Here is a 24,814-nt window from a genome sequence, read left to right on the forward strand (position 1 = left end):
GATCCAGCTCCTTATTCTTCAGAAGCGTTGCCGGAAGCAGCACGGCGAGCCTGAAGGGTCGCATACTTCAGACCGCGCTGTGCAGCGATGTCCTTCGGATGAACCTGATGCTTCAGGGCGTCGAACGTGGCGCGAACCATGTTGTACGGGTTCGAGGAACCGGTCGACTTGGCAACAACGTCATGAACGCCGAGCGTTTCGAAAACGGCGCGCATCGGACCACCGGCGATGATACCGGTACCGGCCTTGGCCGAACGCAGCAGAACCTTGCCTGCGCCGTGACGGCCATTGACGTCGTGATGCAGCGTGCGGCCATCGCGCAGCGGAACGAAGATCAGATCGCGCTTTGCGCTTTCGGTTGCCTTGCGGATCGCTTCCGGAACTTCACGAGCCTTGCCGTGACCGAAGCCGACGCGGCCCTTCTGGTCGCCAACGACGACGAGAGCGGCGAAACCGAAACGACGGCCGCCCTTAACAACCTTTGCAACGCGGTTGATCGCGACCAGCTTGTCGACGAATTCGCTATCGCGCTCTTCGCGGTTCTGGCGATCTTCGCGAGAACCTCTTTTGTCCTGTGCCATTGTCCTTGTCCTTTTTCTTTTGCGGGTGGAACGGCAAACGAAAAGACCAGCGGCCTCGAGAACGAGATCCGCATGGTCCGGTGAAATTCCGCCCGGATCGTTGTCCGGGCGGAAAAAAATCAGAAGTTCAGACCGCCTTCGCGGGCAGCGTCTGCCAGGGCCTTGATGCGGCCGTGATAGATGAACGCGCCACGGTCGAATACGACATCCTTGACGCCAGCCTTGACGCCGCGCTCGGCAACCAGCTTGCCAACAACGCTTGCTGCTGCAACGTCGGCGCCGGTCTTGAGCGAGCCGCGCAGATCGGCTTCGAGCGTGGAGGCAGACGCAAGCGTCTTGCCGGCAACGTCATCGATGATCTGGGCGTAGATGTTCTTCGACGAGCGATGAACCGACAGGCGCGGGCGGCCGTTGGCAACCGCCTTGATCTGGCGGCGCACACGGCTCGCGCGACGTGCAAGTGCTTCTTTCCTGCTAGCCATTTCGCGTGATCCTTACTTCTTCTTGCCTTCTTTGCGGACAATACGCTCTTCAGCGTACTTCACGCCCTTGCCCTTGTAGGGCTCGGGACCGCGGTATTCGCGGATTTCCGCGGCTACCTGGCCAACCTGCTGCTTGTTGATGCCGGAAACGATGATTTCCGTCGGCTTCGGAACGGCAATCGTGATGCCGACCGGCGGCTCGTAAACAACATCGTGGGAGAAGCCGAGAGCCAGCTGCAGGTTCTTGCCCTGCATGGCGGCACGGTAACCGACGCCGTTGATTTCGAGCTTCCGCTCGTAGCCGTCCTTAACACCCTTGAAGATGTTCTCGATCATCGTGCGGGACATGCCCCACTTCGAGCGAGCTTCCTTGGTGCCGTTAGCCGGCGTTACGGAAACGCCGTTATCTTCGAGCTTCAGCTGGATGTCGTCGTTAGCGACGAAAAACAGCTCGCCCTTCGGGCCCTTCGCAGTGACCTTCTGGCCGTCGACATTGGCCGTCACACCTGCGGGAACCGGAACGGGCTTTTTACCGATACGAGACATTATTCAATCCTGTCTGTTCGTTATGGAGATCCTTGCTCGGGTCTTAGAAGACCGAGCAAAGAACCTCGCCACCAACGTTCTGTTCGCGAGCCTGGTGATCGGCCATCACGCCCTTCGGGGTCGAAAGGATGGTGATGCCGAGGCCGTTCGCGACCTGCGGAATGGACTTTACCGAGACATAAACCCGGCGGCCCGGCTTGGACACGCGGCCGATCTCACGGATCACCGACGCGCCTTCGTAGTACTTCAGCTCGATGGTGAATTCGGACTTGCCGTTTTCAAAATCGACCTTGGAATAACCGCGGATGTAGCCTTCAGACTGCAGCACGTCGAGAACGCGTGCGCGCAGGCTGGAAGCAGGCGTGCTTACCGAAGACTTGCGGCGAGCAGCACCATTGCGGATGCGGGTGAGCATATCACCCAAAGGATCAGTCATGGTCATGTGCCCGTCTCCTTACCAGCTCGACTTGACAATGCCCGGCACCTTGCCGGAATTGCCCAGCTCACGAAGCGCGATACGCGACATCTTGAGTTTGCGATAGAACGCGCGCGGACGGCCCGTTACTTCGCAGCGGTTGCGGATACGCGTCTTCGAGCCGTCACGCGGCAGCGAAGCGAGCTTCAGGGTGGCCTTGAACCGCTCTTCGATCGGAAGGGACTGGTTCATCACGATCGCCTTCAGTGCGGCGCGCTTGGCGGCCTGCTGGGCGACCGACTTGCGGCGGCGCTTGTTCTTTTCAACTGCGCTTGTTTTCGCCATATCGGAGTTCCTTTTCTACGCTCGTCGTTACGGTTAGTGACGGAACGGGAAGTTGAACTCTGTCAGCAGAGCCCGAGCTTCGTCGTCCGACGTCGCCGTCGTGCAAACGATGATGTCCATGCCCCACATCTGATCAACCTTATCGTAGTTGATCTCAGGGAACACAATGTGTTCCTTGATGCCCATGGCGAAGTTGCCACGGCCGTCAAAGCTCTTCGGGTTCAGGCCCCGGAAGTCGCGAACGCGCGGCAGCGCGATGTTGACCAGACGATCAAGGAATTCGTACATGCGGGCGCCACGAAGGGTAACCTTCGCACCGATCGGCATGCCTTCGCGAACCTTGAAACCTGCGATCGAGTTGCGAGCGCGGGTAACGACCGGCTTCTGGCCGGCAATCGCAGCCAGGTCACCGGCAGCAATCGTGGGCTTCTTGGAATCGGCGGTCGCTTCGCCGACGCCCATGTTGATCACGATCTTTTCAAGCTTCGGGATCATCATGACGTTCGCGTAGGAGAACTTCTCCTGCATGGCGCCACGGATACGGGAAACGTATTCCGTCTTGAGACGCGGCTCGTACTTATCAGCCATCGATCACTTCTCCCGAACGCTTGGCCACGCGGACCTTCTTGCCATCCACAACCGAGAAGCCAACGCGGGTCGGCTTACCATCCTTGTCGACGATGGCGATGTTGGAGATGTGCAAGGATGCTTCCTTGTTGATGATGCCGGCTTCCTGGGCCTGGGTCTGGCGCTGGTGACGCTTCACCATGTTGACGCCACGCACAACGGCCCGGTCTTCCTTCGGCAAAACCTGGATTACTTCGCCGGTACGGCCCTTGTCCTTACCGGTCAATACGACAACCTTGTCGCCTTTACGAATCTTCTGCATCGCAATTGCTCCTTACAGTACTTCCGGAGCCAGCGAGATGATCTTCATGTGGTTCTTGGCGCGAAGTTCGCGCGGAACCGGTCCGAAGATACGGGTGCCGATGGGCTCTTTCTTGTTGTCGATAAGAACGGCTGCGTTGTTATCGAAACGGATGACGCTGCCGTCAGCGCGGCGGATGTCCTTGGCGGTGCGCACGACAACCGCCTTCATCACGTCGCCCTTCTTGACGCGGCCGCGCGGAATAGCTTCCTTGATGGAAACGACAATAATGTCGCCAACAGAAGCATATTTGCGCTTCGAGCCGCCCAGCACCTTGATGCACATGACACGACGTGCGCCGGAATTATCCGCCACGTCGAGGTTTGTTTGCATCTGAATCATGTCAGGTCGCCTTCTTGTTGTTACCGGAACGGTTGGGCAAACTCTCCCGAGCGAGCCCCCTGCCCCAGCTTATGAATATCTCTTTTTTTGCGCGGAAATGTCGTGACAGGGTGGTTTCCTAAAAGGACCTTCCGTGCGCATCAAAGCAAAAGACGCCCGGGTCACGAGCGTCCTTGCGCTGCTTCATACAGGAATTCACGCCAAGTTCAAGAGACCTGGCGCGATTCTGATGAAATTAAGCCTGGGCGGAAACGACCGTCCAGCGCTTGTCCTTGGAGATCGGTGCGCATTCCTCGATGGAAACGACATCGCCGACCTTATACTGATTGTTTTCGTCGTGTGCCTTGTACTTCTTCGAACGACGAACGGTCTTCTGAAGCAGCGGGTGAGCGAATCGGCGCTCAACCCGGACCACGACAGTCTTCTCGTTCTTGTCGGACACTACGACGCCCTGCAGAATGCGTTTCGGCATATTATTCTTCCTTAGGCCTTGGCTTCTGCCGCCTTCTGGCGGGCAATGGTTTTAACGCGGGCGATATCCTTGCGGACTTCGTTGATGCGCGAGGACTTCTCCAGCTGGCCTGTCGCCTTCTGGAAGCGCAGGTTGAACTGCTCCTTCTTCAGATCGGCGAGCTTGTCCTTGAGCTGGTCGGCGCTGAGGCCGCGAACTTCATCGGCTTTCATGTGCCTTGCTCCTTACTCTGCGATGCGCTGTACGAAGCGCGTCTTGACCGAGAGCTTGGCAGCGCCGAGACGAAGCGCCTCGCGGGCGATCTCCTCGGACACACCGTCGATCTCGAACATCATACGACCGGGCTTGACCTTGCATGCCCAGTAATCGACCGAACCCTTGCCCTTACCCATACGAACTTCGGTCGGCTTGGCCGTTACCGGAACGTCGGGGAATACGCGGATCCACACACGACCTGCGCGCTTCATGTAACGCGTGATCGCGCGGCGGGCCGCTTCGATCTCGCGTGCATTCACGCGGTTCGGTTCCTGCGACTTCAAGCCGAATTCACCGAATGCCAGGTCAAAGCCGCCCTTGGCGACGCCCTTGATGCGTCCCTTGAACTGCTTACGGTACTTAGTACGCTTTGGCTGCAACATTTTCTTACTTCTCCGAGCTTATCTTTCGCCAGCGTCAATCAAGCGTTTTCGCGACGACGATCAGGACGATCGCCACGCTCACGGCTTGCAGGGCCCTGTGCGTCGCCTTCGAGACCGCGACGCTCAGAAGCCATCGGATCGTGCTCAAGGATTTCGCCCTTGAAGATCCAGACCTTGATGCCGCAAATGCCGAATGCGGTTTCAGCTTCAGCCGTGCCGTAGTCGATGTCCGCACGCAGCGTGTGCAGCGGAACGCGACCTTCGCGGTACCATTCGGTACGAGCGATTTCGGCGCCGCCGAGACGGCCGCCGCAGGTGATCTTGATGCCTTCGGCGCCAAGACGCATTGCGGACTGAACAGCACGCTTCATCGCACGGCGGAAAGCCACGCGGCGCTCGAGCTGCTGGGCGATCGACTGGGCAACCAGCGTCGCGTCGATTTCCGGCTTGCGCACTTCAACGATGTTGAGGTGCGTTTCGGAGTTGGTCATTTCGGAAAGCTTCTTGCGAAGCTTCTCGATGTCTGCACCCTTCTTGCCGATGATCAGACCCGGGCGAGCCGAGTGGATCGTGACGCGGCACTTCTTGTGCGGACGCTCGATGACGACCTTGGCGATGCCGGCCTGCTTGAGTTCCTTGATCAGGTAAGCCCGGATCTTCAGGTCTTCATGCAGAAGCTTGCCGTATTCTGCGGTGTCAGCGTACCAGCGGCTGTCCCAGGTACGGTTGATGCCGAGGCGGAAGCCGATCGGATTGATTTTCTGACCCATTATGCGGCCTCCCCTTTTTCCTCGACTTCACGAACAACGATCGTGAGGTGAGAGAACGGCTTTTCGATGCGGGAAGCACGACCACGGCCACGAGCGTGGAAACGCTTCATGGTGATGGACTTGCCAACATAGGCCTCGGCGACGACGAGAGCGTCGACGTCGAGGTCGTGGTTGTTTTCCGCATTGGCAATGGCAGATTCGAGCGTCTTCTTGACGGTGCCTGCAATACGCTTGCGGGAGAATTCGAGCTCGGCGAGAGCGCGATCAACCTTCTTGCCACGGATAAGAGCGGCAACCAGGTTCAGTTTCTGGGGGCTGACGCGGAGCGTACGGGCAATGGCCTGAGCCTCATTGTCCTTCAGCCGGCGTTCGGTCTTAGCCTTCGCCATGATTACTTCCTCTTTGCCTTCTTGTCCGCGCCGTGACCGTAATAGGTACGGGTCGGAGAGAATTCACCGAACTTGTGTCCGACCATGTCTTCGTTGACGGAGACGGGCACATGCTTGCTGCCGTTGTAGACGCCGAAGGTCAGACCAACGAACTGCGGCAGGATCGTGGAGCGACGGCTCCAGATCTTGATTACTTCGTTACGTCCGCTCTCGCGCACCTTCTCAGCCTTGGTGAGAAGATAGCCGTCAACAAACGGACCTTTCCATACTGAACGAGCCATTAGTGACTACCTCTCTTACTTCTTACGCTGATGGCGCGAGCGCATGATGAACTTGTCGGTCGACTTGTTCGAACGGGTGCGCTTGCCCTTCGTGGGCTTGCCCCACGGAGTAACCGGGTGGCGACCACCCGACGTGCGACCTTCACCACCACCGTGCGGGTGGTCGACCGGGTTCATGACGACGCCGCGAACGTGCGGACGCTTGCCGCGCCAACGGGAACGACCGGCCTTGCCGTCGTTGATGTTGGCGTGGTCCGAGTTCGAAACAGCGCCGATCGATGCGAGGCAGGAGCCGTGCACCAGACGCTGTTCGCCCGAGTTGAGACGCAGGATGGCCATGCCGGCATCGCGGCCGACGAGCTGGACATACGTACCGGCGGAGCGGGCGATCTGGCCGCCCTTGCCCGGCTTCATCTCGACGTTGTGGATGATCGAACCGACCGGAATGTACTGAAGCGGCATGGTATTGCCGGGCTTCACGTCCACTGCCTTGTCGGAGGCGATCACCTTGTCACCGGCAGCGAGACGCTGTGGCGCGAGAATGTAAGCCTGTTCGCCGTCGGTATACGTAACCAGCGCGATGAACGCGGTGCGGTTGGGGTCGTATTCCAGACGCTCAACGGTGCCTTCAACGTCGAACTTGCGACGCTTGAAGTCAACCAGACGGTAGGTCCGCTTGTGACCGCCACCCTGGAACCGGACGGTGATCCGGCCCTGGTTGTTGCGGCCACCCTTGGAGCTGAGGCCCTGGGTGAGAGCCTTTACCGGCTTGCCCTTGTAGAGCGAAGCGCGGTCCACGATAACCAGCTGGCGCTGGCTCGGCGTGGTCGGATTGAAACTTTTCAATGCCATTTTCTTGTTCCCTTTTGGGTCTTTGCCCGCTTGGGCCTAACCTTTAGAGTCCGGTGGACACGTCGATGGATTGACCTTCGGCGAGCGTGACGACGGCTTTCTTGACGTCCTTCAGCTTACCGGCGAACCCACGGAAACGACGGGTCTTACCCTTGCGGATAAGCGTGTTCACAGCCGTGACTTTGACGCCGAAGAGAGCTTCCACGGCAGCCTTGATTTCAGGCTTGGAAGCATTCTTGGCGACGTTGAATACGACCTGGTTCTGTTCGGAGACCAGCGTCGACTTTTCCGTGATCGAAGGAGATACGATCACATCGTAGTGGCGAAGATCCGTCATTTGAACCGCTCCTCCAGAGCCTCTACAGCAGCCTTGGAAAGCACCAGCTTGCCACGGCGCAGGATGTCGTAAACATTGATGCCCTGTACCGGCAGAACGTCCACGTTCGGGATGTTCTGGGCTGCGAGCTTGAAGTTGCCATCAAGTTCGGCGCCGCCGATGACGAGAGCGTTGGTCAGGCCAAGCGAAGCGAAGCTGCCCAGCAGAGCCTTGGTCTTTGCTTCGGATGCGACGAGCTGATCGACGATGATCAGTTCTTCAGCCTTCAGCTTTGCAGACAGGGCGTGACGCAGGGCAAGCGCACGAACCTTCTTGGGAAGGTCATGGGCGTGGCTGCGAACGACCGGGCCGTGGGCCTTGCCGCCGCCGCGGAACTGCGGTGCGCGAGCCGAATGGTGACGAGCGCGGCCCGTACCCTTCTGCTTGTACATCTTCGCGCCGGTGCGGGAAACTTCCGACCGGTTCTTGGACTTGTGGGTTCCCTGCTGCTTCTTTGCAAGCTGCCAGCGAACCATGCGGGCCAGGATGTCCTGGCGGGGGTCGAGGCCGAAGATCTCATCCGACAGAGAAACCTTGCCGGCGTCTTTTCCCTCGAGGGTCTTGACGTTCAATTCCATGATAAGGCTCCCTTACTTCGCAGCCGACTTGACGGCGTCGCGGACGATGATCCAGGAACCCTTCGAACCGGGAACAGCACCCTTCACGAGGATGAGGCCACGGTCTTCATCAGTCGAAACGACTTCGAGGTTCTGGGTCGTAACGCGCGTCTGGCCCATGTGACCAGCCATGCGCTTGCCCTTCCAGACGCGACCCGGATCCTGGTTGGAACCGGTCGAACCGTGTGCACGGTGCGAGATCGAGTTACCGTGCGAAGCGCGGCCACCACCGAAGTTGTGACGCTTCATAGCACCGGCGAAACCCTTACCGATCGTGGTTCCGGTGACATCGACCAGCTGGCCGGTCTGAAAATGATTTGCGGTCAGTGTTGCACCGATGTCGATCAGGTTCTCGGGGGAAACCCGGAATTCGACGAGCTTGGCTTTCGGTTCGACATTGGCAGCGGCAAAATGACCGCGAAGCGCCTTCGTCGTGTTCTTGACCTTGGACTGGCCGGCACCGAGCTGAACTGCGGTATAGCCATTCTTGTCTTCCGTGCGCTGGGCAACGACTTGTACGTTATCCAGTCGCAATACTGTTACGGGGATATGTTCACCTGCGTCGTTATAGACGCGTGTCATACCCACTTTCTGTGCAATCACACCTGAACGCATTGGTTCATCCTCTTGCGAGCCTTGAAGGGAAAACCCTCTCTGGCCTTTGTTAAGGAGTGCCCTTCGACATCTCACGATGTTTCCGGTCTCCGGTTTGGAAGTCGTTGGATCGCTCCACGTACCTTCCTTGTTATTTCAGCCCTCACCTTGGATGGATCGGGCCGGGTCTTAGAGCTTGATTTCCACGTCAACGCCAGCAGCGAGGTCGAGCTTCATCAGAGCATCGACAGTCTGCGGGGTGGGGTCAACGATATCGAGAAGACGCTTGTGCGTCCGCATTTCGAACTGTTCACGGCTCTTCTTATCAACGTGGGGAGAGCGGTTGACGGTAAACTTTTCGATGCGGGTGGGGAGCGGAACCGGGCCGCGAACGCTGGCGCCGGTGCGCTTTGCGGTCGACACGATTTCACGGGTAGAGGCATCGAGGATCCGGTGATCGAACGCCTTGAGGCGGATACGGATATTCTGGCCGTTCATTCGTCTTGTCCTTGTTCTTTGTTATTCGTTTCCGCACGCGGAAACACATGAACTTCTATTGATCGTGGCGCCGCAGATTTTCAAAAATCGAGAGAGATGCGCGTCGCATCCCAATCATTTCGGTAGTCTGTATTGCTAAAAACACCGCGTTCCGCAATCGCTTGCGAATCCAGCGGTGAATGTGAGTGCGCGTTTACGCGCTTTCACCGAATTTTTCAAGCACTAAAAATGCAACGCCGCCAGGCTTTTTGCTAAAAGTCCGGCGGCGGTGTTGTTCACACCGCCGCCAGCCAGAATTTCAACGGTCGATATTACTCGACGATCGAAGCAACGATGCCGGCGCCGACGGTACGGCCGCCTTCGCGGATCGCGAAGCGCAGCTTTTCTTCCATCGCGATCGGAACGATCAGCTCGACGTCAACCGTTACGTTGTCGCCAGGCATAACCATTTCCGTGCCTTCCGGAAGCGTCACGATGCCCGTCACGTCCGTCGTGCGGAAGTAGAACTGCGGACGGTAGTTCGTGAAGAACGGCGTATGACGGCCGCCCTCTTCCTTCGTCAGGATGTAGGCTTCTGCCTTGAACTTCTTGTGCGGCTTCACAGAACCCGGCTTGCACAGGATCTGACCACGCTCGACGCCGTCACGGTTAACACCGCGAACCAGTGCACCGATGTTGTCGCCAGCCTGGCCCTGGTCGAGCAGCTTGCGGAACATTTCAACGCCGGTAACCGTCGTCTTCGACGTCGGACGAATGCCGACGATCTCGACTTCTTCACCAACCTTGACGATACCGCGCTCAACGCGACCCGTCACAACCGTACCACGGCCCGAGATCGAGAACACGTCTTCGATCGGCATCAGGAACGGCTGGTCGATCGGACGCTCAGGCGTCGGGATGTAGGCGTCGACCTGAGCCATCAGCTCGCGGATCGCGTCTTCGCCGATCTTCTTGTCAGAGTCTTCAAGAGCGGCCAGCGCCGAACCCTTGACGATCGGAATGTCGTCGCCCGGGAAGTCGTAGGACGACAGAAGCTCGCGCACTTCCAGTTCGACAAGCTCGAGAAGCTCGGCGTCGTCAACCTGGTCGACCTTGTTGAGGAACACGACGATCGCCGGAACGCCAACCTGACGGGCAAGCAGGATGTGCTCGCGCGTCTGCGGCATCGGGCCGTCGGCAGCCGAGCAAACCAGGATCGCGCCGTCCATCTGTGCAGCGCCGGTGATCATGTTCTTCACGTAGTCGGCGTGGCCGGGGCAGTCAACGTGCGCATAGTGACGGTTCGCCGTCTCATATTCAACGTGCGCCGTCGAGATCGTGATACCACGCGCCTTCTCTTCCGGAGCGGCGTCGATTTGGTCATACGCCTTGAACTCGCCGAAGAACTTCGTGATTGCTGCCGTCAGCGACGTCTTGCCGTGGTCAACGTGACCGATCGTGCCAATGTTGACGTGCGGCTTATTGCGCTCAAACTTGCTCTTTGCCATTAGTGGCTCTCCATTCTTGTCCCTTGACGGGAATAATCTTCAAAATTCGGTGGGGCGTACCCCGATCACTTCTGACCGGAGTACTTTGCCTGGATTTCCTGCGCCACGTTCGACGGAACCGGCGAATAGTGGTCGAACGTCATCGAGTACTGAGCGCGGCCCTGCGACATGGAGCGCAGGTTGTCGACGTACTTGAACATGTTCGCGAGCGGAACATGCGCGTTGATGACAACGGCGATACCACGGCTTTCCTGGCCCTGGATCTGACCACGACGGGAGTTCAGGTCGCCGATAACGTCGCCGACATAATCTTCCGGCGTTACGACTTCGACCTTCATCATCGGCTCGAGAAGCTGTGCACCAGCCTTCTTCGCGGCTTCACGGAAGCAGGCACGCGACGCGATTTCGAAGGCGAGAACCGACGAGTCGACATCGTGGAACGCACCGTCGATGAGCGTCGCCTTGACGCCGAGCATCGGGAAGCCAGCCAGCGGACCGGAAGACAGAACGCTTTCGATGCCCTTCTGAACGCCCGGGATGTATTCCTTCGGAACAGCACCGCCGACGATCTTCGATTCGAACTTGAAGTCTTCGCCTTCGGGGTTCGGTTCGAAGATGATCTTCACACGAGCGAACTGACCGGTACCACCGGACTGCTTCTTGTGCGTGTAGTCTTCTTCGTGCTGACGCGTGATGGTTTCGCGGTAGGCAACCTGCGGAGCACCGACGGTCGCTTCAACCTTGAACTCGCGACGCATACGGTCAACGAGAATGTCGAGGTGAAGTTCGCCCATGCCGGCAATGATCGTCTGACCGGATTCATCGTCGGTCTTGACGCGGAACGAAGGATCTTCAGCAGCCAGACGGTTGAGCGCGAGGCCCATCTTTTCCTGGTCGCCCTTGGTCTTCGGCTCGATCGCGATCTGGATGACCGGCTCGGGGAATTCCATGCGCTCGAGGATAACCGGCTTCAGCGGATCGCAGAGCGTATCGCCAGTGGTGGTTTCCTTGAGGCCAGCCAGAGCAACGATGTCGCCGGCAAAGGCTTCTTCGATGTCTTCACGGCTGTTGGAATGCATCTGCAGCATGCGGCCGACGCGCTCGCGCTTGTCCTTGACCGTGTTGATGACCGACGTACCCTTTTCGAGCTTGCCCGAATAGATGCGTGCGAAGGTGAGCGAACCAACGAAGGGGTCGTTCATGATCTTGAACGCGAGCATGGAAAGCGGCTCGCTGTCGTCGGCATGACGCTCGATTTCAGCTTCGGTCTTGAAGTCGATGCCCTTGATCGCCGGAATGTCCAGCGGAGACGGCAGGTAATCGACAACAGCGTCGAGAAGCGGCTGAACGCCCTTGTTCTTGAACGCGGTACCGCAGAACATCGGGTGGAACTTCACGTCGATGGTGCCGCGGCGAACGAGCGCACGGATCTTGTCGTTGTCGGGCATGATGCCGTTCAGGTAGTCTTCCATCGCTTCTTCGTCGATCTCGACAACGGTCTCGATCAGCTTTTCGCGATATTCGTCAGCCTTGGCCTTCATGTCTTCCGGAATCTCGACGACGTCCCACTGGGCGCCGAGCGATTCGTCGCGCCAGATGAGTGCGTTCATCTCGATCAGGTCGATAACGCCCTTGAACTCGGTCTCAGCGCCGATCGGCAGCTGCATGACAACGGCGATGGCGCCGAGACGGGTCTTGATCATTTCCACCGAGCGGTAGAAGTCAGCGCCGGTCTTGTCCATCTTGTTGCAGAAGATCATGCGCGGAACATGATACTTCTCAGCCTGACGCCAGACGGTTTCCGTCTGCGGCTCGACACCGGCGTTGGCGTCGAGCAGCGCGATGGCGCCGTCGAGAACGCGCAGCGAACGCTCGACTTCAATGGTGAAGTCGACGTGGCCGGGGGTGTCGATGATGTTGAAGCGGCGCATCTTGCCGTCGCGACCCTTCCAGAAGGTCGTGGTGGCTGCGGAGGTGATGGTGATACCACGCTCCTGCTCCTGCTCCATCCAGTCCATCGTGGCAGCGCCATCATGAACTTCGCCGATCTTGTGCGACTTACCGGTGTAATAAAGAATACGCTCGGTGGTCGTCGTCTTGCCGGCGTCGATATGCGCCATGATACCGAAATTGCGGTAGTCTTCGATTTTATATTCGCGAGCCATAATGGACTGCCTTTCGATATGCGACCGGTTAAGATTACCAGCGGTAATGCGAGAATGCGCGGTTGGCGTCGGCCATCTTGTGCGTGTCTTCGCGCTTCTTGACGGCAGAACCGCGGTTGTTCGCAGCGTCCATGAGTTCGCCGGAAAGGCGATCGACCATGGTCGTTTCGTTGCGCTTGCGCGCAGCGGTGATCAGCCAGCGGATGGCCAGCGCCTGACGGCGCTCGGGACGAACGTCGACCGGAACCTGATACGTGGCACCACCAACGCGGCGCGAACGCACTTCAACGTGCGGAGCAACGTTATCGAGGGCGGAGTGGAACACGCCGAGCGGCTCCTGCTTCGTCTTGCCCTGAACGACGTCGAACGCGCCGTAAACGATGCTTTCTGCGACCGACTTCTTGCCGTGAAGCATGATGGCGTTCATGAACTTGGTGACGACCAGATCGCCGAACTTCGGATCCGGGTTGATCTCACGCTTTTCTGCACTATGGCGACGGGACATATTCTTTGTCTCTCAATGTTATTGACGCTTTACCACGCGGAGAACCTCGCGCAGCGCCGGAATTTGTTAAACCGAATTACTTCGGACGCTTCGCACCGTACTTGGAGCGGCGCTGCTTGCGGTTCTTGACGCCCTGGGTATCGAGAACACCGCGGATGATGTGGTAACGAACGCCCGGCAAGTCCTTTACGCGGCCGCCGCGGATCATGACGACGGAGTGTTCCTGAAGGTTGTGACCTTCGCCCGGAATGTAGCCGATGACTTCGAAGCCGTTGGTGAGGCGGATCTTGGCGACCTTACGCAGAGCCGAGTTCGGCTTCTTCGGGGTCGTGGTGTAAACGCGGGTGCAAACACCACGCTTCTGCGGGTTTTCCTGAAGAGCAGGAACCTTGTTGCGCTTTACCTGTGCCTGGCGAGGCTTGCGGATCAGCTGGTTTACGGTAGGCATATAACCATCCCTTGCAAAAACTACTTTAGCCACCCTCTCGGGTGGCGGCTATGCCGTTGCCGGCGACGATGCACGCAACTATCCTCATGCGCAAAACGTGGCCCGATCCGCTTTCACGGATGGACCACCAAGAGCAGAGGACACCGGATGAGGCGTCTTGCGTGCAACATTCGTGTCTTCTACGTGCAATGGAGACCCGTTTGAGATGATGTTCGGGAAAAAGCTTTCCGAACGGCCAGCACCCACAGAGGCTCCGATGGCGGGCGTACTACTGTTTTAGCCAGCTTTCGTCAAGGGCGAATCCGCATTTTGCAGGGGCAGCGGCGGCGGCGGCGCCACCGCAAACGCCATTTCCGGCTCCTTCTAACATAAGTCGCCGCCGGCAACAGCGATTTTGACCTGCGCCCTTTGGCTTTTCATAAAATCCGTCTATTGATTCCCTCAAGCGGCCAGAACCTGGCGCGCCGCACGCGGGGCCGATTCCGGTCGAGCGTGCACATAGCAACGAAAGATCAAGGAACCGCGCCATGAGCAACCTTCCCGACAACGATAATGGACGCGACGAGCCGATGGTCTTCATCGTCATCGGCAAGGCCTACGAGACCGACAATTCGGAAGGCATCGACATCCACGTCATCCTCCGTGCGCCCGACGACGATACCGCCGTGCGCGAGACGCTGAATGCGCTTTCCGAAGAAGGCTTCATCGAGGCGGACCTCGACCAGATCGGCATGCTGACCGAGATTCCGGATGAAGAGCCGCACGCCTCCGCCTATCAGGGCGCGCTGGAAGGCGAAGTCGCCATCATCCGCTTCGCCTGAGAGGCGCCGCAGCCATGGCGGTAAGACGTGTCGTCGCTAATATCGCCACGCCCGACCCTGCCCGGGCGGCGGCTTTTTATGGCGATATCCTCGGCATGACCATCGCCATGGATCATGGCTTTATCGTCACCTATGCGAGCCCTCTCGAAGCCAGGGCACAGCTCGCCTTCGCGTGTGAGGGCGGTTCCGGCACGCCCGTGCCGGCCCTTTCCATCGAAGTCGACGATTTTGACGAGGTTCACGCCAGAATCCTGAGCGCGGGGCTGCCGATCGAATACGGCCCCGCCATCGAGACCTGGGGCGTGCGCCGGCTGTTTCTGCGGGATCCCTTCGGCAGCCTGATCAACATATTAAGTCACTTATAGATTATATACTTTAGATATAATAGTATTGTTCTCACAAACCATTGAAAGACTCAGTAATATTGGTTTAAATAATCCGGAATCAGAATTCCGGTGGCGATTTGAACACTATATCGTCGACAGACATTATCGATGACATTTACGAGGCGGCGCTTTTCCCCGACCGCTGGGCGAAGGTCATGGCGACGATCGGCAACCGGCTCGATTTCTGGGGTGGCGCGCTCACCTGGGGCAAGGGTGACGAGGAGGCCTGGCTGTTCACTCCCAATTTGCAGGAGCTGATGCAGGCTTTCATGGAAGGCGGCTGGAACCACCGCAACGACCGTCTCACCCGCGCAATCCGCGAAGGACAGTTTTCATTCGTGCAGGATTTCGATGTTTTTACCCATGATGAATGGGCCGGGTTGCCGATCGTGCGCGACTTCCTGATGCCGCGCGGGTTGGGATATGGCGCGGCGACGCAGATCGCGCCGCCGGACCATCCGGAAATGACGGTGCTTTTCGAACGCAAGCTGGATAGCGGCGTCATCGGCCACGAGACCATGGCGGCGCTCGGCCGGCTGAGGCCGCATATAGCCCGCAGCCTCACCCTTGCGACCCGGCTCCAGCGGCAGAAGGCCGATGCGATGACGCTCGGCCTCAGCGCCGTCGGCGCTCCGGCGGCGGTGCTTCAGGCAAGCGGGCGCGTTCTTTCCGCCAACGATCTGTTTCTGTCTCTCCAGAAACAGATTTCCACCCGCGCCCGCGACAGGATCGTCATCTCCGACGAAAGGGTAAACCGCCTGCTCTACAAGGCGCTTGCCGGCGATACTGTCGGCTCCTTTCCGCTTCCGGCCGGCGAGGACGGCGCCTGCATCCTGCACGTCATACCGCTGCGCCGGAACGCGCTGGACCTGTCCCCGAACGGCTGCGCCATCGTGCTGATTTCGCAGCCAATGGGCACCATTGCCGATGCGAGTTCACTGTTGAAGGGGCTTTACGACCTCACCAGAGGCGAAGCCCGCGTCGCTCTGGAAATCATGAAGGGGCTTTCGCTTCCCGCCGTGGCCAGGCAATTGCAGATTTCCCATGAAACCGTCCGCAGCAACGCCAAGTCGATCTATGCCAAGACCGGCAGTACCGGCCAGACCGATCTCGTTCGCCGGCTTTCGGTTCTGACGCGCTACAACATCCGCGACGGACGCTGACACCGCGACACGCCCGGGGAACGGCCCTCCCCCAGGCCAAGCGGCAGCCAGGCCGCCTCGCCCGGGGGCCGGCTCTAAGCCCGCGCAAACGAAAACGCCCGGATTGCTCCGGGCGTTTCGACTGAACTTCGGCGGGGCTTCGCAAAGCCCCTGCCCTGATCTTGCCTTGGCCTTATTCGGCCGCCGGGGCCTGATCCGTCATGTCCTGCAGCATCTGGTTCGCCGAACCGGCGCCCGTACCCTTGCGGCGTTCCTCGAGGATGAGGTCGTCGCGCGAGGTGGCGATGCGGCGGATCTGCGTCATGGTACCGCCGGTGCCGGCCGGGATGAGACGGCCGACGATGACGTTTTCCTTGAGGCCCTGCAACGTGTCCGTCTTGCCGGCGATCGCGGCTTCCGTGAGAACCTTGGTGGTCTCCTGGAAGGATGCAGCCGAGATGAAGGACGGCGTCTGCAGCGAAGCCTTGGTGATGCCGAGCAGAACCGGCTCGCCATAGGCAGGCTTCTTGCCTTCTTCGATCAGGCGGTCGTTGTTGTCGTCGAGCTCGATGCGATCGACGTTGTCGCCAACGATGTACTGGCTGTCGCCCGCATCGGTGATCTCGACCTTCTGCAGCATCTGGCGAACGATCACCTCGATGTGCTTGTCGTTGATCACAACGCCCTGCAGACGGTAGACTTCCTGGATTTCGTTCACGAGGTAGGAAGCCAGAGCCTCCACGCCCTTGATCGCCAGAATGTCGTGCGGCGCCGGGTTGCCGTCGAGAATGTATTCGCCCTTCTCGATATAGTCGCCTTCCTGAAGATGGAAGGGCTTGCCCTTCGGGATCAGGTATTCGACCGGCTCGACGCCGTCTTCCGCAGGCTCGATCATCACGCGACGCTTGTTCTTGTAGTCGCGGCCCAGCCGGATCGTACCATCGATCTCTGCGATGATGGCGTGGTCCTTCGGACGGCGGGCTTCGAACAGTTCGGCAACGCGAGGCAGACCACCGGTGATGTCCTTGGTCTTGGCGCTTTCCAGCGGCGAACGCGCAAGCACGTCACCCTGGGAAACCTTGGAACCCGGCTCGACCGACAGGATCGCATCCACGGACAGCTGGAAGCGGGCTTCGCCACCACGGGCAAGCTTCGCAACAGCGCCGGAAGCGTCCTTGATGACGATTGCGGGCTTGAGGTCCGAACCGCGCGGCGTCGAACGCCAGTCAATGACCTGGCGCTTGGTGATGCCGGTGGATTCGTCGGTGGCTTCCAGAACGGAGAGGCCGTCGACGAGGTCCTCGAAGTGAACGGTGCCTTCCACTTCCGTCATCATCGGACGGGTGTAGGGGTCCCACTCCGCAAGACGCTGACCGCGCTTAACCTTGTCGCCATCGTCGACGAAGATCTTCGAACCGTAGGCGACACGCTGCGTGGAACGTTCCGCGCCACGCTCATCCAGGATCGTAACGGACATGTTACGGCCCATGGCGATGAGAACGCCTTCGGAGTTCCGCAGGATGTTGCGGTTCTTGATCTGGATCGTGCCTTCATACGAAGCTTCGAGGAACGACTGGTCGACCACGTTCGCCGTACCGCCAAGGTGGAAGGTACGCATGGTGAGCTGCGTGCCCGGTTCACCGATCGACTGTGCGGCGATGACGCCAACGGCTTCGCCCATGTTGACAGGCGTACCGCGTGCAAGGTCACGACCGTAGCAGACGCCGCAGACGCCGATCTGCACTTCGCAGGTAAGCGCCGAGCGGATGCGGACGGACTGGATGCCGGCCTTCTCGATGGTGGCAACGTCGGCTTCGTCGATCAGCGTTCCAGCCTTGACGATGTTTTCGCCAGTGACCGGATTGTCGATATCATCCAGAGCCGTACGGCCGAGGATACGCGCGCCGAGCGAGGCAACGACCTGACCGGCATCGACGATGGCGGTCATGGTGAGGCCCTTGTCGGTGCCGCAATCGGTGGAATTGACGATGCAATCCTGCGCGACGTCGACGAGACGACGGGTCAGGTAACCCGAGTTCGCGGTCTTCAAGGCGGTGTCTGCGAGACCCTTACGGGCACCGTGGGTCGAGTTGAAGTACTCGTTAACGGTCAGGCCTTCCTTGAAGTTCGAGATGATCGGCGTCTCGATGATTTCACCCGACGGCTTGGCCATCAGGCCGCGCATGCCACCCAGCTGACGCATCTGGTTCGGTGAGCCACGAGCGCCCGAGTGCGACATCATGTAGATGGAGTTCATCGGCTTCTGGCGGCCCGTTTCCGGATCGAACTCGACAGCCTTGATGCGTGCCATCATCTCTTCGGCGACCTTTTCGGTCGCCTTGCCCCAGGCGTCGACAACCTTGTTGTACTTTTCGCCCTGGGTGATGAGGCCGTCATTGTACTGCTGTTCGTATTCCTTCACGAGAGCTTCGGTGTCGCCGACGATCTTCACCTTGCTGTCCGGAATGACCATGTCGTCCTTGCCGAACGAAATGCCGGCGCGGCAGGCATGGGCAAAGCCGAGCTGCATGATGCGGTCGCAGAAGATGACCGTGTCTTTCTGGCCGCAATGACGGTAGACCGTGTCGATCATCTTGGAGATGTTCTTCTTGGTCATTTCCTGGTTGCAGACGTCGAAAGGCACGTTGACGTTCTTCGGCAGAAGTTCGCCGATGAGCATACGGCCCGGGGTCGTTTCATGGATCTTCGAAACCGGCTTGCCATCGGCATCCACGGTCTTGAAGCGGCCGCGGATCTTGGCATGCAGCGTCACGACCTTGTTTTCAAGCGCGTGATGCAGTTCGCCGATGTCGGAGAAGGCCATGCCTTCGCCCGGCTCGTTCTGGTTCATGATCGACAGGTAATAGAGGCCGAGAACCATGTCCTGCGACGGAACGATGATCGGGTGACCGTTCGCCGGATGCAGGATGTTGTTGGTCGACATCATCAGCACGCGTGCTTCCAGCTGGGCTTCCAGCGAAAGCGGCACGTGAACAGCCATCTGGTCGCCGTCGAAGTCGGCGTTGAAGGCCGTGCAGACGAGCGGATGCAGCTGGATGGCCTTGCCTTCGACCAGCATGGGTTCGAAAGCCTGGATACCCAGACGGTGCAGCGTCGGCGCACGGTTCAGCAGAACCGGATGCTCGCGGATGACCTCGTCGAGGATATCCCAGACTTCCGGCTTTTCCTTTTCAACCAGCTTCTTGGCCTGCTTGACGGTAGAGGAGTAACCCTTGGCGTCGAGACGCGCGTAGATGAACGGCTTGAACAGCTCGAGCGCCATCTTCTTCGGCAGGCCGCACTGGTGCAGCTTCAGTTCCGGACCGGTCACGATGACCGAACGGCCGGAATAGTCGACGCGCTTGCCGAGCAGGTTCTGGCGGAAGCGGCCCTGCTTGCCCTTCAGCATGTCGGAGAGCGACTTCAGCGGACGCTTGTTGGCACCCGTGATGACGCGGCCGCGACGGCCGTTGTCGAACAGCGCATCGACGGATTCCTGCAACATACGCTTTTCGTTGCGGATGATGATGCCAGGCGCGCGAAGCTCGATCAAGCGCTTCAGACGGTTGTTACGGTTGATGACGCGGCGATAGAGATCGTTGAGGTCGGACGTCGCAAAACGGCCGCCATCCAGCGGAACCAGCGGACGCAGGTCCGGCGGAATGACCGGAACGACCTTCATGATCATCCATTCCGGACGGTTGCCGCTCTCCATGAAGTTCTCGACGATCTTCAGGCGCTTCATCAGCTTCTTCTGCTTGAGATCAGAGGTGGTCTCAGCAAGTTCGGCACGCAGGTCGCCGGCGATCTTTTCGAGGTTCATCGAAGCCAGCATCTCGTAGATGGCTTCAGCGCCGATCATGGCGGTGAACTGGTCTTCGCCGAATTCGTCGACGGCGATCATGTACTCTTCTTCGGACAGAAGCTGGTTCTGCTTCAGCGAAGTGAGGCCGGGCTCGGTGACGATGTAGTTCTCGAAATAGAGAACGCGTTCTACATCCTTCAGCGTCATGTCGAGCAGGGTCGAGATACGCGAGGGAAGCGACTTCAGGAACCAGATATGGGCAACCGGCGCTGCGAGCTCGATATGGCCCATGCGCTCACGGCGAACGCGCGACAGCGTGACTTCGACGCCGCACTTTTCGCAGATGATGCCCTTGTACTTCATGCGCTTGTACTTGCCGCACAGGCACTCATAGTCCTTGATCGGTCCGAAGATGCGCGCGCAGAACAGACCGTCGCGTTCCGGCTTGAACGTACGGTAGTTGATGGTTTCCGGCTTCTTGATCTCGCCGTAGGACCACGACAGGATTTTTTCCGGCGAAGCGATCGAAATCCGGATGGAATCGAAATGCTGCGCAGGCACCTGAGGATTGAAAAGATTCATGACCTCTTGGTTCATGCCTTGTCTCCTTGAGAGGCTAGCTGCTGCCCCTGTTTGCATCTGGACCGGCTTCTTCCCGGGTCGCCGTCCAGAGCTTTAAATACGGATTAACCGCACAATGCGGCGAAAGTGTCCCTCGTCAACCCGAAGCTGGCGGGGAACCGGCAGGCGCCCGGCAGGCGCCCGCCTCTCTCATTTTATTCCGCCGCGTCGGGCAGCTGGTCTTCGGACTGGTTCTCGATCTTCGAGTTTTCCAGTTCCACCGAAAGACCGAGCGACCGCATTTCCTTGACGAGAACGTTGAAGCTCTCCGGAATACCGGCTTCGAAGGTGTCGTCGCCGCGGACGATCGCTTCGTAAACCTTGGTGCGGCCCGCCACGTCGTCCGACTTGACGGTGAGCATTTCCTGCAGCGTGTAGGCCGCGCCGTATGCTTCCAGAGCCCAGACTTCCATTTCCCCGAAGCGCTGTCCGCCGAACTGCGCCTTGCCGCCCAGCGGCTGCTGGGTAACGAGCGAGTAAGGACCGATCGAGCGAGCGTGGATCTTGTCGTCGACAAGGTGGTTCAGCTTAATCATGTACATGTAGCCGACGGTGACCTTGCGGTCGAACGGCTCGCCGGTACGGCCGTCATAAAGGACGGACTGACCGGATTCATGCAGACCTGCCTTCTTCAGCATCGCGGCGACGTCGGGTTCATGCGCACCGTCGAAGACCGGGGTCGCGATGGAAACACCGCGCTTGGCTTCTTCGGCGAGCTTGACCAGCGATTCGTCATCGAAGCGCTGCACCTCGTCATGCGATTCACTCGCATAGATTTCGGTGAGCTCGGTGCGAAGCTCGCTGATGTCCATCGTCTTGCGATACTCTTCGAGCATCTCGCCGATCTTCTTGCCCATGCCTGCGCATGCCCATGCGAGGTGGGTTTCGAGGATCTGGCCGACGTTCATGCGCGAAGGCACGCCGAGCGGATTCAAGCAGATGTCGACATGCGTGCCGTCTTCGAGGAACGGCATGTCCTCGACCGGAACGATACGCGAGACGACGCCCTTGTTACCGTGACGGCCGGCCATCTTGTCGCCCGGCTGGATCTTGCGCTTCACAGCGACAAAGACCTTGACCATCTTCATGACGCCCGGAGGCATTTCGTCGCCGCGCTGGACCTTTTCGACCTTGTCCATGAAGCGCTGTTCGAGGCGCGACTTGGATTCGTCGTACTGGCCGCGAAGCGCTTCCAGTTCCGACTGGGCCTTTTCGTCTTCGACGGCGAACATCCACCACTGCGAGCGGGGATATTCGGAGACGACGGCGTTGGAGAGCTCGACGCCCTTCTTGAAGCCCTTCGGACCGGCGATGGAAACGTGGCCACGCAGCATGTCGATCAGACGGCCGTAGACGTTACGGTCGAGGATCGCCTGCTCGTCGTCGCGGTCCTTCGCCAAGCGCTCGATCTCTTCGCGCTCGATCGCCATCGCGCGCTCGTCCTTCTCCACACCGTGACGGTTGAAGACGCGGACTTCCACGACCGTACCGAACGTGCCCGGAGGCATGCGCATGGAGGTGTCGCGAACGTCGGAGGCCTTTTCACCGAAGATGGCGCGCAGAAGCTTTTCTTCCGGCGTCATCGGGCTTTCGCCCTTCGGCGTGATCTTGCCGACGAGGATGTCGCCCGGCTGAACTTCCGCACCGATGTAAACGATACCGGCTTCGTCGAGGTTCTTCAGCGCTTCTTCCGAAACGTTCGGAATGTCGCGCGTGATTTCTTCCGGACCAAGCTTCGTGTCACGCGCCATCACTTCGAATTCTTCGATGTGGATGGAGGTGAACACGTCGTCGGAAACGATACGTTCCGACATCAGGATCGAGTCTTCGTAGTTGTAGCCGTTCCAGGGCATGAACGCGACGAGCGCGTTGCGGCCGAGCGCCAGGTCACCGAGGTCGGTCGACGGACCGTCCGCGATGATGTCACCCTTGGAGATGATGTCGCCGACGGAAACCAGCGGACGCTGGTTGACGCAGGTGTTCTGGTTCGAACGCTGGAACTTCTGCAGACGGTAGATGTCAACACCGGACTTGCCGGCATCGAGATCTTCCGTGGCGCGGATAACGATACGGGTCGCGTCGACCTGATCGACGACGCCGCCACGACGGGCTGCAATGGCAGCGCCGGAGTCACGTGCAACGATCGGTTCCATGCCCGTGCCGACGAACGGCGCTTCCGCCCGCAGAAGCGGAACGGCCTGACGCTGCATGTTCGAGCCCATGAGAGCACGGTTGGCGTCGTCGTTTTCCAGGAACGGAATGAGAGCCGCTGCGACCGAAACCAGCTGCTTCGGCGAAACGTCCATCAGGTTGATGTTGTCACGCGGTGCGAGCATGACTTCGCCCGAGTGACGGCAGACGACGAATTCTTCCGAGAAAGAACCGTCTTCATTGAGCGGCGCGTTGGCCTGCGCAACGTAATACTTCGCCTCTTCCATGGCGGAGAGGTAGATCACGTCGTTGGTGACCTTGCCGTCGACGATCTTGCGGTACGGGCTTTCGATGAAGCCGTACTTGTTGACGCGGGCGAAGGTTGCGAGCGAGTTGATCAGACCGATGTTCGGGCCTTCCGGCGTTTCGATCGGGCAAATACGGCCGTAATGGGTCGGATGAACGTCGCGGACTTCGAAGCCGGCGCGCTCGCGGGTCAGACCGCCCGGTCCAAGAGCCGAAAGACGGCGCTTGTGGGTGATTTCCGAAAGCGGGTTCACCTGGTCCATGAACTGCGACAGCTGCGAGGAACCGAAGAATTCGCGAACGGCGGCGGCTGCCGGCTTCGCATTGATCAGGTCCTGCGGCATCACGGTGTCGATTTCGATCGAGGACATACGTTCCTTGATCGCACGTTCCATGCGCAGAAGGCCGAGGCGATACTGGTTTTCCATCAGCTCGCCGACCGAACGGACACGGCGGTTGCCGAGGTTGTCGATGTCGTCGATCTCGCCCTTGCCGTCACGCAGCTCGACCAGCATCTTGACGACGGCGAGGATGTCTTCCTTGCGCAGCGTGCGCACGGTGTCTTCCGCGTCGAGGTCGAGGCGCATGTTCATCTTGACGCGGCCGACGGCCGACAGGTCGTAACGCTCCGCATCGAAGAACAGCGAGTTGAACATCGCTTCCGCCGATTCCATGGTCGGCGGCTCGCCCGGACGCATGACGCGATAGATGTCGAACAGGGCTTCCTGGCGGTTCTCGTTCTTGTCTGCGGACAGCGTGTTGCGGATATAGGCGCCAACATTGACGTGGTCGATGTTGAGAACCGGGATCTCGTCGAAGCCGGACTGCAGGATGAGACCGAGGGTCTTCTCGTCGATTTCGTCGCCGGCTTCGAGATAGATTTCACCCGTCTCGTAGTTGACGATGTCTTCGGCGAGATAGTTGCCGTAAAGGTCTTCGTCGGTCGCCTTCAGCGCCTTGAGGCCCTTCTCCGTCAGCTGGCGGATCAGGCGCGGGGTCAGCTTCTTGCCGCCTTCGACCACGACTTCGCCGGTATCGGCGTCGATCATGTCGGTGATGACCTTGGCGCCCTTCAGCGTTTCAGGCTGGAAGGGAATGCGCCAGCCATCGCCGTCGCGCTCATAGGACGACTTCGTATAGAAAGTCGACAGAATGTCTTCGCCATCCATGCCGAGCGCCATCAGCAGCGACGTTACCGGCAGCTTGCGGCGACGGTCGATACGCGCATAGACGATGTCCTTGGCGTCGAATTCGATGTCGAGCCAGGAACCGCGATAGGGGATGACGCGGGCAGCGAAGAGCAGCTTGCCGGAAGAATGGCTCTTGCCCTTGTCATGGTCGAAGAACACGCCCGGCGAACGGTGCATCTGCGAAACGATGACGCGCTCGGTGCCGTTGACGATGAACGTGCCGTTATTGGTCATGAGCGGCATGTCGCCCATGTAGACGGACTGTTCCTTGATGTCCTTGATGGACTTGGCGCCCGTATCCTCATCGATATCGAACACGATGAGGCGCAGCGTCACCTTCAGCGGCGCGGCATAGGTCAGGTCGCGCTGACGGCATTCCTCGACGTCGAACTTCGGCGCTTCGAATTCGTAGGATACGAATTCGAGCATGGAGGCGCCGGAAAAATCAGTGATCGGGAATACGGACTTGAATACGGCATTCAATCCCTCGTCGGGACGGCCACCCTTGGGCTCGTCAACCATGAGAAACTGGTCGTACGAAGCCTTCTGAACCTCGATGAGGTTCGGCATTTCCGCTACTTCTGGAATTTTGCCGAAAAACTTGCGTACGCGCCTGCGACCGTTAAACGAAAGGGTCTGAGCCATCGTCGCTCCTTTAAAA

28 protein-coding genes are annotated in these 24,814 nt (G+C 59.2%); 3 read left to right on the forward strand and 25 right to left on the reverse strand.

What is annotated here, in order from left to right; translation table 11 throughout:
• Positions 1–11 precede the first annotated feature (11 nt).
• The 23 genes from rpsE to rpsL form a co-directional block, all read right to left on the reverse strand.
• Positions 12–581 carry a 30S ribosomal protein S5 gene (gene rpsE / locus ACI2KA_RS00825; RefSeq protein WP_035224070.1) on the reverse strand — a complete coding sequence of 190 codons (570 nt, stop codon included), beginning with the start codon at positions 579–581 and terminating at the stop codon, positions 12–14.
• Positions 582–700: 119 nt separating this feature from the next.
• A complete protein-coding gene (gene rplR / locus ACI2KA_RS00830) occupies positions 701–1,063 on the reverse strand; it encodes a 50S ribosomal protein L18 (protein WP_269340884.1) in 363 nt (120 codons plus the stop codon).
• A 12-nt stretch (positions 1,064–1,075) separates the two neighbouring features.
• Positions 1,076–1,609 carry a 50S ribosomal protein L6 gene (gene rplF / locus ACI2KA_RS00835; RefSeq protein WP_003495204.1) on the reverse strand — a complete coding sequence of 178 codons (534 nt, stop codon included), beginning with the start codon at positions 1,607–1,609 and terminating at the stop codon, positions 1,076–1,078.
• A gap of 43 nt (positions 1,610–1,652) precedes the next feature.
• Positions 1,653–2,051, reverse strand: coding sequence for a 30S ribosomal protein S8 (gene rpsH / locus ACI2KA_RS00840; protein WP_004442588.1), 399 nt, complete (start codon positions 2,049–2,051; stop codon positions 1,653–1,655).
• Positions 2,052–2,063: 12 nt separating this feature from the next.
• Complete coding sequence (rpsN, locus tag ACI2KA_RS00845; protein ID WP_400813424.1) at positions 2,064–2,369, reverse strand: 30S ribosomal protein S14; 306 nt, start codon at positions 2,367–2,369, stop codon at positions 2,064–2,066.
• A gap of 33 nt (positions 2,370–2,402) precedes the next feature.
• On the reverse strand, positions 2,403–2,957 hold the full coding sequence (gene rplE, locus ACI2KA_RS00850) for a 50S ribosomal protein L5 (protein ID WP_003495201.1): 555 nt from the start codon (positions 2,955–2,957) through the stop codon (positions 2,403–2,405).
• The gene (rplX, locus tag ACI2KA_RS00855) at positions 2,950–3,258 is read right to left on the reverse strand and encodes a 50S ribosomal protein L24 (protein ID WP_003521006.1); all 309 of its coding nucleotides are present in this window, start codon (positions 3,256–3,258) and stop codon (positions 2,950–2,952) included. The genes rplE and rplX overlap by 8 nt, the downstream gene beginning before the upstream one ends.
• Positions 3,259–3,270: 12 nt before the next feature.
• Entirely contained in the window at positions 3,271–3,639 is a 369-nt protein-coding gene (rplN, locus tag ACI2KA_RS00860; RefSeq protein WP_003495199.1) for a 50S ribosomal protein L14, read from the reverse strand.
• A 235-nt stretch (positions 3,640–3,874) separates the two neighbouring features.
• Positions 3,875–4,111: a 30S ribosomal protein S17 gene (gene rpsQ, locus ACI2KA_RS00865; protein WP_003495195.1), complete on the reverse strand. Its 237-nt coding sequence runs from the start codon at positions 4,109–4,111 to the stop codon at positions 3,875–3,877.
• Between the two features lie 11 nt (positions 4,112–4,122).
• Positions 4,123–4,323: a 50S ribosomal protein L29 gene (gene rpmC / locus ACI2KA_RS00870; RefSeq protein WP_003495193.1), complete on the reverse strand. Its 201-nt coding sequence runs from the start codon at positions 4,321–4,323 to the stop codon at positions 4,123–4,125.
• Positions 4,324–4,335: 12 nt separating this feature from the next.
• Positions 4,336–4,749: a 50S ribosomal protein L16 gene (rplP, locus tag ACI2KA_RS00875; protein ID WP_003495190.1), complete on the reverse strand. Its 414-nt coding sequence runs from the start codon at positions 4,747–4,749 to the stop codon at positions 4,336–4,338.
• A gap of 38 nt (positions 4,750–4,787) precedes the next feature.
• Positions 4,788–5,519: a 30S ribosomal protein S3 gene (gene rpsC / locus ACI2KA_RS00880; RefSeq protein WP_003495188.1), complete on the reverse strand. Its 732-nt coding sequence runs from the start codon at positions 5,517–5,519 to the stop codon at positions 4,788–4,790.
• On the reverse strand, positions 5,519–5,908 hold the full coding sequence (rplV, locus tag ACI2KA_RS00885; protein ID WP_003495184.1) for a 50S ribosomal protein L22: 390 nt from the start codon (positions 5,906–5,908) through the stop codon (positions 5,519–5,521). Before rplV ends, rpsC begins: the two co-directional genes overlap by 1 nt.
• Before the next feature lie 2 nt (positions 5,909–5,910).
• Entirely contained in the window at positions 5,911–6,189 is a 279-nt protein-coding gene (rpsS, locus tag ACI2KA_RS00890; protein WP_003507772.1) for a 30S ribosomal protein S19, read from the reverse strand.
• Between the two features lie 15 nt (positions 6,190–6,204).
• Positions 6,205–7,041 (reverse strand): 50S ribosomal protein L2, encoded by an 837-nt coding sequence (gene rplB, locus ACI2KA_RS00895; protein WP_003521004.1) that lies wholly within the window; start codon positions 7,039–7,041, stop codon positions 6,205–6,207.
• Positions 7,042–7,084: 43 nt separating this feature from the next.
• On the reverse strand, positions 7,085–7,378 hold the full coding sequence (locus ACI2KA_RS00900; protein WP_003521003.1) for a 50S ribosomal protein L23: 294 nt from the start codon (positions 7,376–7,378) through the stop codon (positions 7,085–7,087).
• Complete coding sequence (rplD, locus tag ACI2KA_RS00905) at positions 7,375–7,995, reverse strand: 50S ribosomal protein L4 (RefSeq protein WP_003495173.1); 621 nt, start codon at positions 7,993–7,995, stop codon at positions 7,375–7,377. The genes ACI2KA_RS00900 and rplD overlap by 4 nt, the downstream gene beginning before the upstream one ends.
• Positions 7,996–8,007: 12 nt before the next feature.
• Positions 8,008–8,649 carry a 50S ribosomal protein L3 gene (gene rplC / locus ACI2KA_RS00910; RefSeq protein WP_004442604.1) on the reverse strand — a complete coding sequence of 214 codons (642 nt, stop codon included), beginning with the start codon at positions 8,647–8,649 and terminating at the stop codon, positions 8,008–8,010.
• A gap of 168 nt (positions 8,650–8,817) precedes the next feature.
• On the reverse strand, positions 8,818–9,126 hold the full coding sequence (gene rpsJ / locus ACI2KA_RS00915; RefSeq protein ID WP_003507767.1) for a 30S ribosomal protein S10: 309 nt from the start codon (positions 9,124–9,126) through the stop codon (positions 8,818–8,820).
• 311 nt (positions 9,127–9,437) lie between these two features.
• On the reverse strand, positions 9,438–10,613 hold the full coding sequence (gene tuf / locus ACI2KA_RS00920) for an elongation factor Tu (protein ID WP_063948570.1): 1,176 nt from the start codon (positions 10,611–10,613) through the stop codon (positions 9,438–9,440).
• Between the two features lie 65 nt (positions 10,614–10,678).
• A complete protein-coding gene (gene fusA, locus ACI2KA_RS00925) occupies positions 10,679–12,778 on the reverse strand; it encodes an elongation factor G (protein ID WP_404498382.1) in 2,100 nt (699 codons plus the stop codon).
• Between the two features lie 34 nt (positions 12,779–12,812).
• Entirely contained in the window at positions 12,813–13,283 is a 471-nt protein-coding gene (gene rpsG, locus ACI2KA_RS00930; protein ID WP_003507761.1) for a 30S ribosomal protein S7, read from the reverse strand.
• A gap of 76 nt (positions 13,284–13,359) precedes the next feature.
• On the reverse strand, positions 13,360–13,731 hold the full coding sequence (rpsL, locus tag ACI2KA_RS00935) for a 30S ribosomal protein S12 (RefSeq protein WP_003507760.1): 372 nt from the start codon (positions 13,729–13,731) through the stop codon (positions 13,360–13,362).
• 527 nt (positions 13,732–14,258) lie between these two features.
• Between rpsL and ACI2KA_RS00940 the strand changes: the two genes are divergently transcribed.
• The 3 genes from ACI2KA_RS00940 (at position 14,259) to ACI2KA_RS00950 (ending at position 16,101) form a co-directional block, all read left to right on the forward strand.
• A complete protein-coding gene (locus tag ACI2KA_RS00940; protein WP_404498384.1) occupies positions 14,259–14,552 on the forward strand; it encodes a transcriptional regulator in 294 nt (97 codons plus the stop codon).
• Positions 14,553–14,566: 14 nt separating this feature from the next.
• Positions 14,567–14,917, forward strand: coding sequence for a VOC family protein (locus ACI2KA_RS00945; RefSeq protein WP_404498386.1), 351 nt, complete (start codon positions 14,567–14,569; stop codon positions 14,915–14,917).
• A gap of 98 nt (positions 14,918–15,015) precedes the next feature.
• Positions 15,016–16,101 carry a helix-turn-helix transcriptional regulator gene (locus ACI2KA_RS00950; protein ID WP_404498388.1) on the forward strand — a complete coding sequence of 362 codons (1,086 nt, stop codon included), beginning with the start codon at positions 15,016–15,018 and terminating at the stop codon, positions 16,099–16,101.
• A gap of 172 nt (positions 16,102–16,273) precedes the next feature.
• Here ACI2KA_RS00950 and rpoC read toward each other — a convergent pair whose 3' ends face one another.
• Both rpoC and rpoB read right to left on the reverse strand, forming a co-directional pair.
• Positions 16,274–20,482 (reverse strand): DNA-directed RNA polymerase subunit beta', encoded by a 4,209-nt coding sequence (gene rpoC / locus ACI2KA_RS00955; RefSeq protein ID WP_404498390.1) that lies wholly within the window; start codon positions 20,480–20,482, stop codon positions 16,274–16,276.
• 179 nt (positions 20,483–20,661) lie between these two features.
• Entirely contained in the window at positions 20,662–24,798 is a 4,137-nt protein-coding gene (gene rpoB, locus ACI2KA_RS00960; RefSeq protein WP_404498392.1) for a DNA-directed RNA polymerase subunit beta, read from the reverse strand.
• Positions 24,799–24,814: the final 16 nt, after the last annotated feature.

Origin of the sequence: Agrobacterium sp. NPDC089420, from assembly GCF_044900305.1 — a bacterium.
Lineage (GTDB): Bacteria > Pseudomonadota > Alphaproteobacteria > Rhizobiales > Rhizobiaceae > Agrobacterium.

Excerpts from the sequence above, each read along its gene's own strand:
- rpsN (WP_400813424.1), bottom strand. The coding sequence starts at position 2,369 with ATGGCGAAAACAAGCGCAGTTGAAAAGAACAAGCGCCGCCGCAAGTCG.
- rpsG (WP_003507761.1), bottom strand. The coding sequence starts at position 13,283 with ATGTCCCGTCGCCATAGTGCAGAAAAGCGTGAGATCAACCCGGATCCG.
- rplN (WP_003495199.1), bottom strand. The coding sequence starts at position 3,639 with ATGATTCAGATGCAAACAAACCTCGACGTGGCGGATAATTCCGGCGCA.
- rplE (WP_003495201.1), bottom strand. The coding sequence starts at position 2,957 with ATGGCTGATAAGTACGAGCCGCGTCTCAAGACGGAATACGTTTCCCGT.
- fusA (WP_404498382.1), bottom strand. The coding sequence starts at position 12,778 with ATGGCTCGCGAATATAAAATCGAAGACTACCGCAATTTCGGTATCATG.
- rplD (WP_003495173.1), bottom strand. The coding sequence starts at position 7,995 with ATGGAATTGAACGTCAAGACCCTCGAGGGAAAAGACGCCGGCAAGGTT.
- rplX (WP_003521006.1), bottom strand. The coding sequence starts at position 3,258 with ATGCAGAAGATTCGTAAAGGCGACAAGGTTGTCGTATTGACCGGTAAG.
- ACI2KA_RS00900 (WP_003521003.1), bottom strand. The coding sequence starts at position 7,378 with ATGACGGATCTTCGCCACTACGATGTGATCGTATCTCCTTCGATCACG.
- rpsC (WP_003495188.1), bottom strand. The coding sequence starts at position 5,519 with ATGGGTCAGAAAATCAATCCGATCGGCTTCCGCCTCGGCATCAACCGT.
- rplP (WP_003495190.1), bottom strand. The coding sequence starts at position 4,749 with ATGTTGCAGCCAAAGCGTACTAAGTACCGTAAGCAGTTCAAGGGACGC.
- rpsH (WP_004442588.1), bottom strand. The coding sequence starts at position 2,051 with ATGACCATGACTGATCCTTTGGGTGATATGCTCACCCGCATCCGCAAT.
- rplB (WP_003521004.1), bottom strand. The coding sequence starts at position 7,041 with ATGGCATTGAAAAGTTTCAATCCGACCACGCCGAGCCAGCGCCAGCTG.
- rpsL (WP_003507760.1), bottom strand. The coding sequence starts at position 13,731 with ATGCCTACCGTAAACCAGCTGATCCGCAAGCCTCGCCAGGCACAGGTA.
- ACI2KA_RS00940 (WP_404498384.1), top strand. The coding sequence starts at position 14,259 with ATGAGCAACCTTCCCGACAACGATAATGGACGCGACGAGCCGATGGTC.
- rpsS (WP_003507772.1), bottom strand. The coding sequence starts at position 6,189 with ATGGCTCGTTCAGTATGGAAAGGTCCGTTTGTTGACGGCTATCTTCTC.
- rpoB (WP_404498392.1), bottom strand. The coding sequence starts at position 24,798 with ATGGCTCAGACCCTTTCGTTTAACGGTCGCAGGCGCGTACGCAAGTTT.
- rpsE (WP_035224070.1), bottom strand. The coding sequence starts at position 581 with ATGGCACAGGACAAAAGAGGTTCTCGCGAAGATCGCCAGAACCGCGAA.
- rplR (WP_269340884.1), bottom strand. The coding sequence starts at position 1,063 with ATGGCTAGCAGGAAAGAAGCACTTGCACGTCGCGCGAGCCGTGTGCGC.
- tuf (WP_063948570.1), bottom strand. The coding sequence starts at position 10,613 with ATGGCAAAGAGCAAGTTTGAGCGCAATAAGCCGCACGTCAACATTGGC.
- rpmC (WP_003495193.1), bottom strand. The coding sequence starts at position 4,323 with ATGAAAGCCGATGAAGTTCGCGGCCTCAGCGCCGACCAGCTCAAGGAC.
- rpoC (WP_404498390.1), bottom strand. The coding sequence starts at position 20,482 with ATGAACCAAGAGGTCATGAATCTTTTCAATCCTCAGGTGCCTGCGCAG.
- rplC (WP_004442604.1), bottom strand. The coding sequence starts at position 8,649 with ATGCGTTCAGGTGTGATTGCACAGAAAGTGGGTATGACACGCGTCTAT.
- rplF (WP_003495204.1), bottom strand. The coding sequence starts at position 1,609 with ATGTCTCGTATCGGTAAAAAGCCCGTTCCGGTTCCCGCAGGTGTGACG.
- rpsQ (WP_003495195.1), bottom strand. The coding sequence starts at position 4,111 with ATGCCGAAACGCATTCTGCAGGGCGTCGTAGTGTCCGACAAGAACGAG.
- rpsJ (WP_003507767.1), bottom strand. The coding sequence starts at position 9,126 with ATGAACGGCCAGAATATCCGTATCCGCCTCAAGGCGTTCGATCACCGG.
- ACI2KA_RS00945 (WP_404498386.1), top strand. The coding sequence starts at position 14,567 with ATGGCGGTAAGACGTGTCGTCGCTAATATCGCCACGCCCGACCCTGCC.
- rplV (WP_003495184.1), bottom strand. The coding sequence starts at position 5,908 with ATGGCGAAGGCTAAGACCGAACGCCGGCTGAAGGACAATGAGGCTCAG.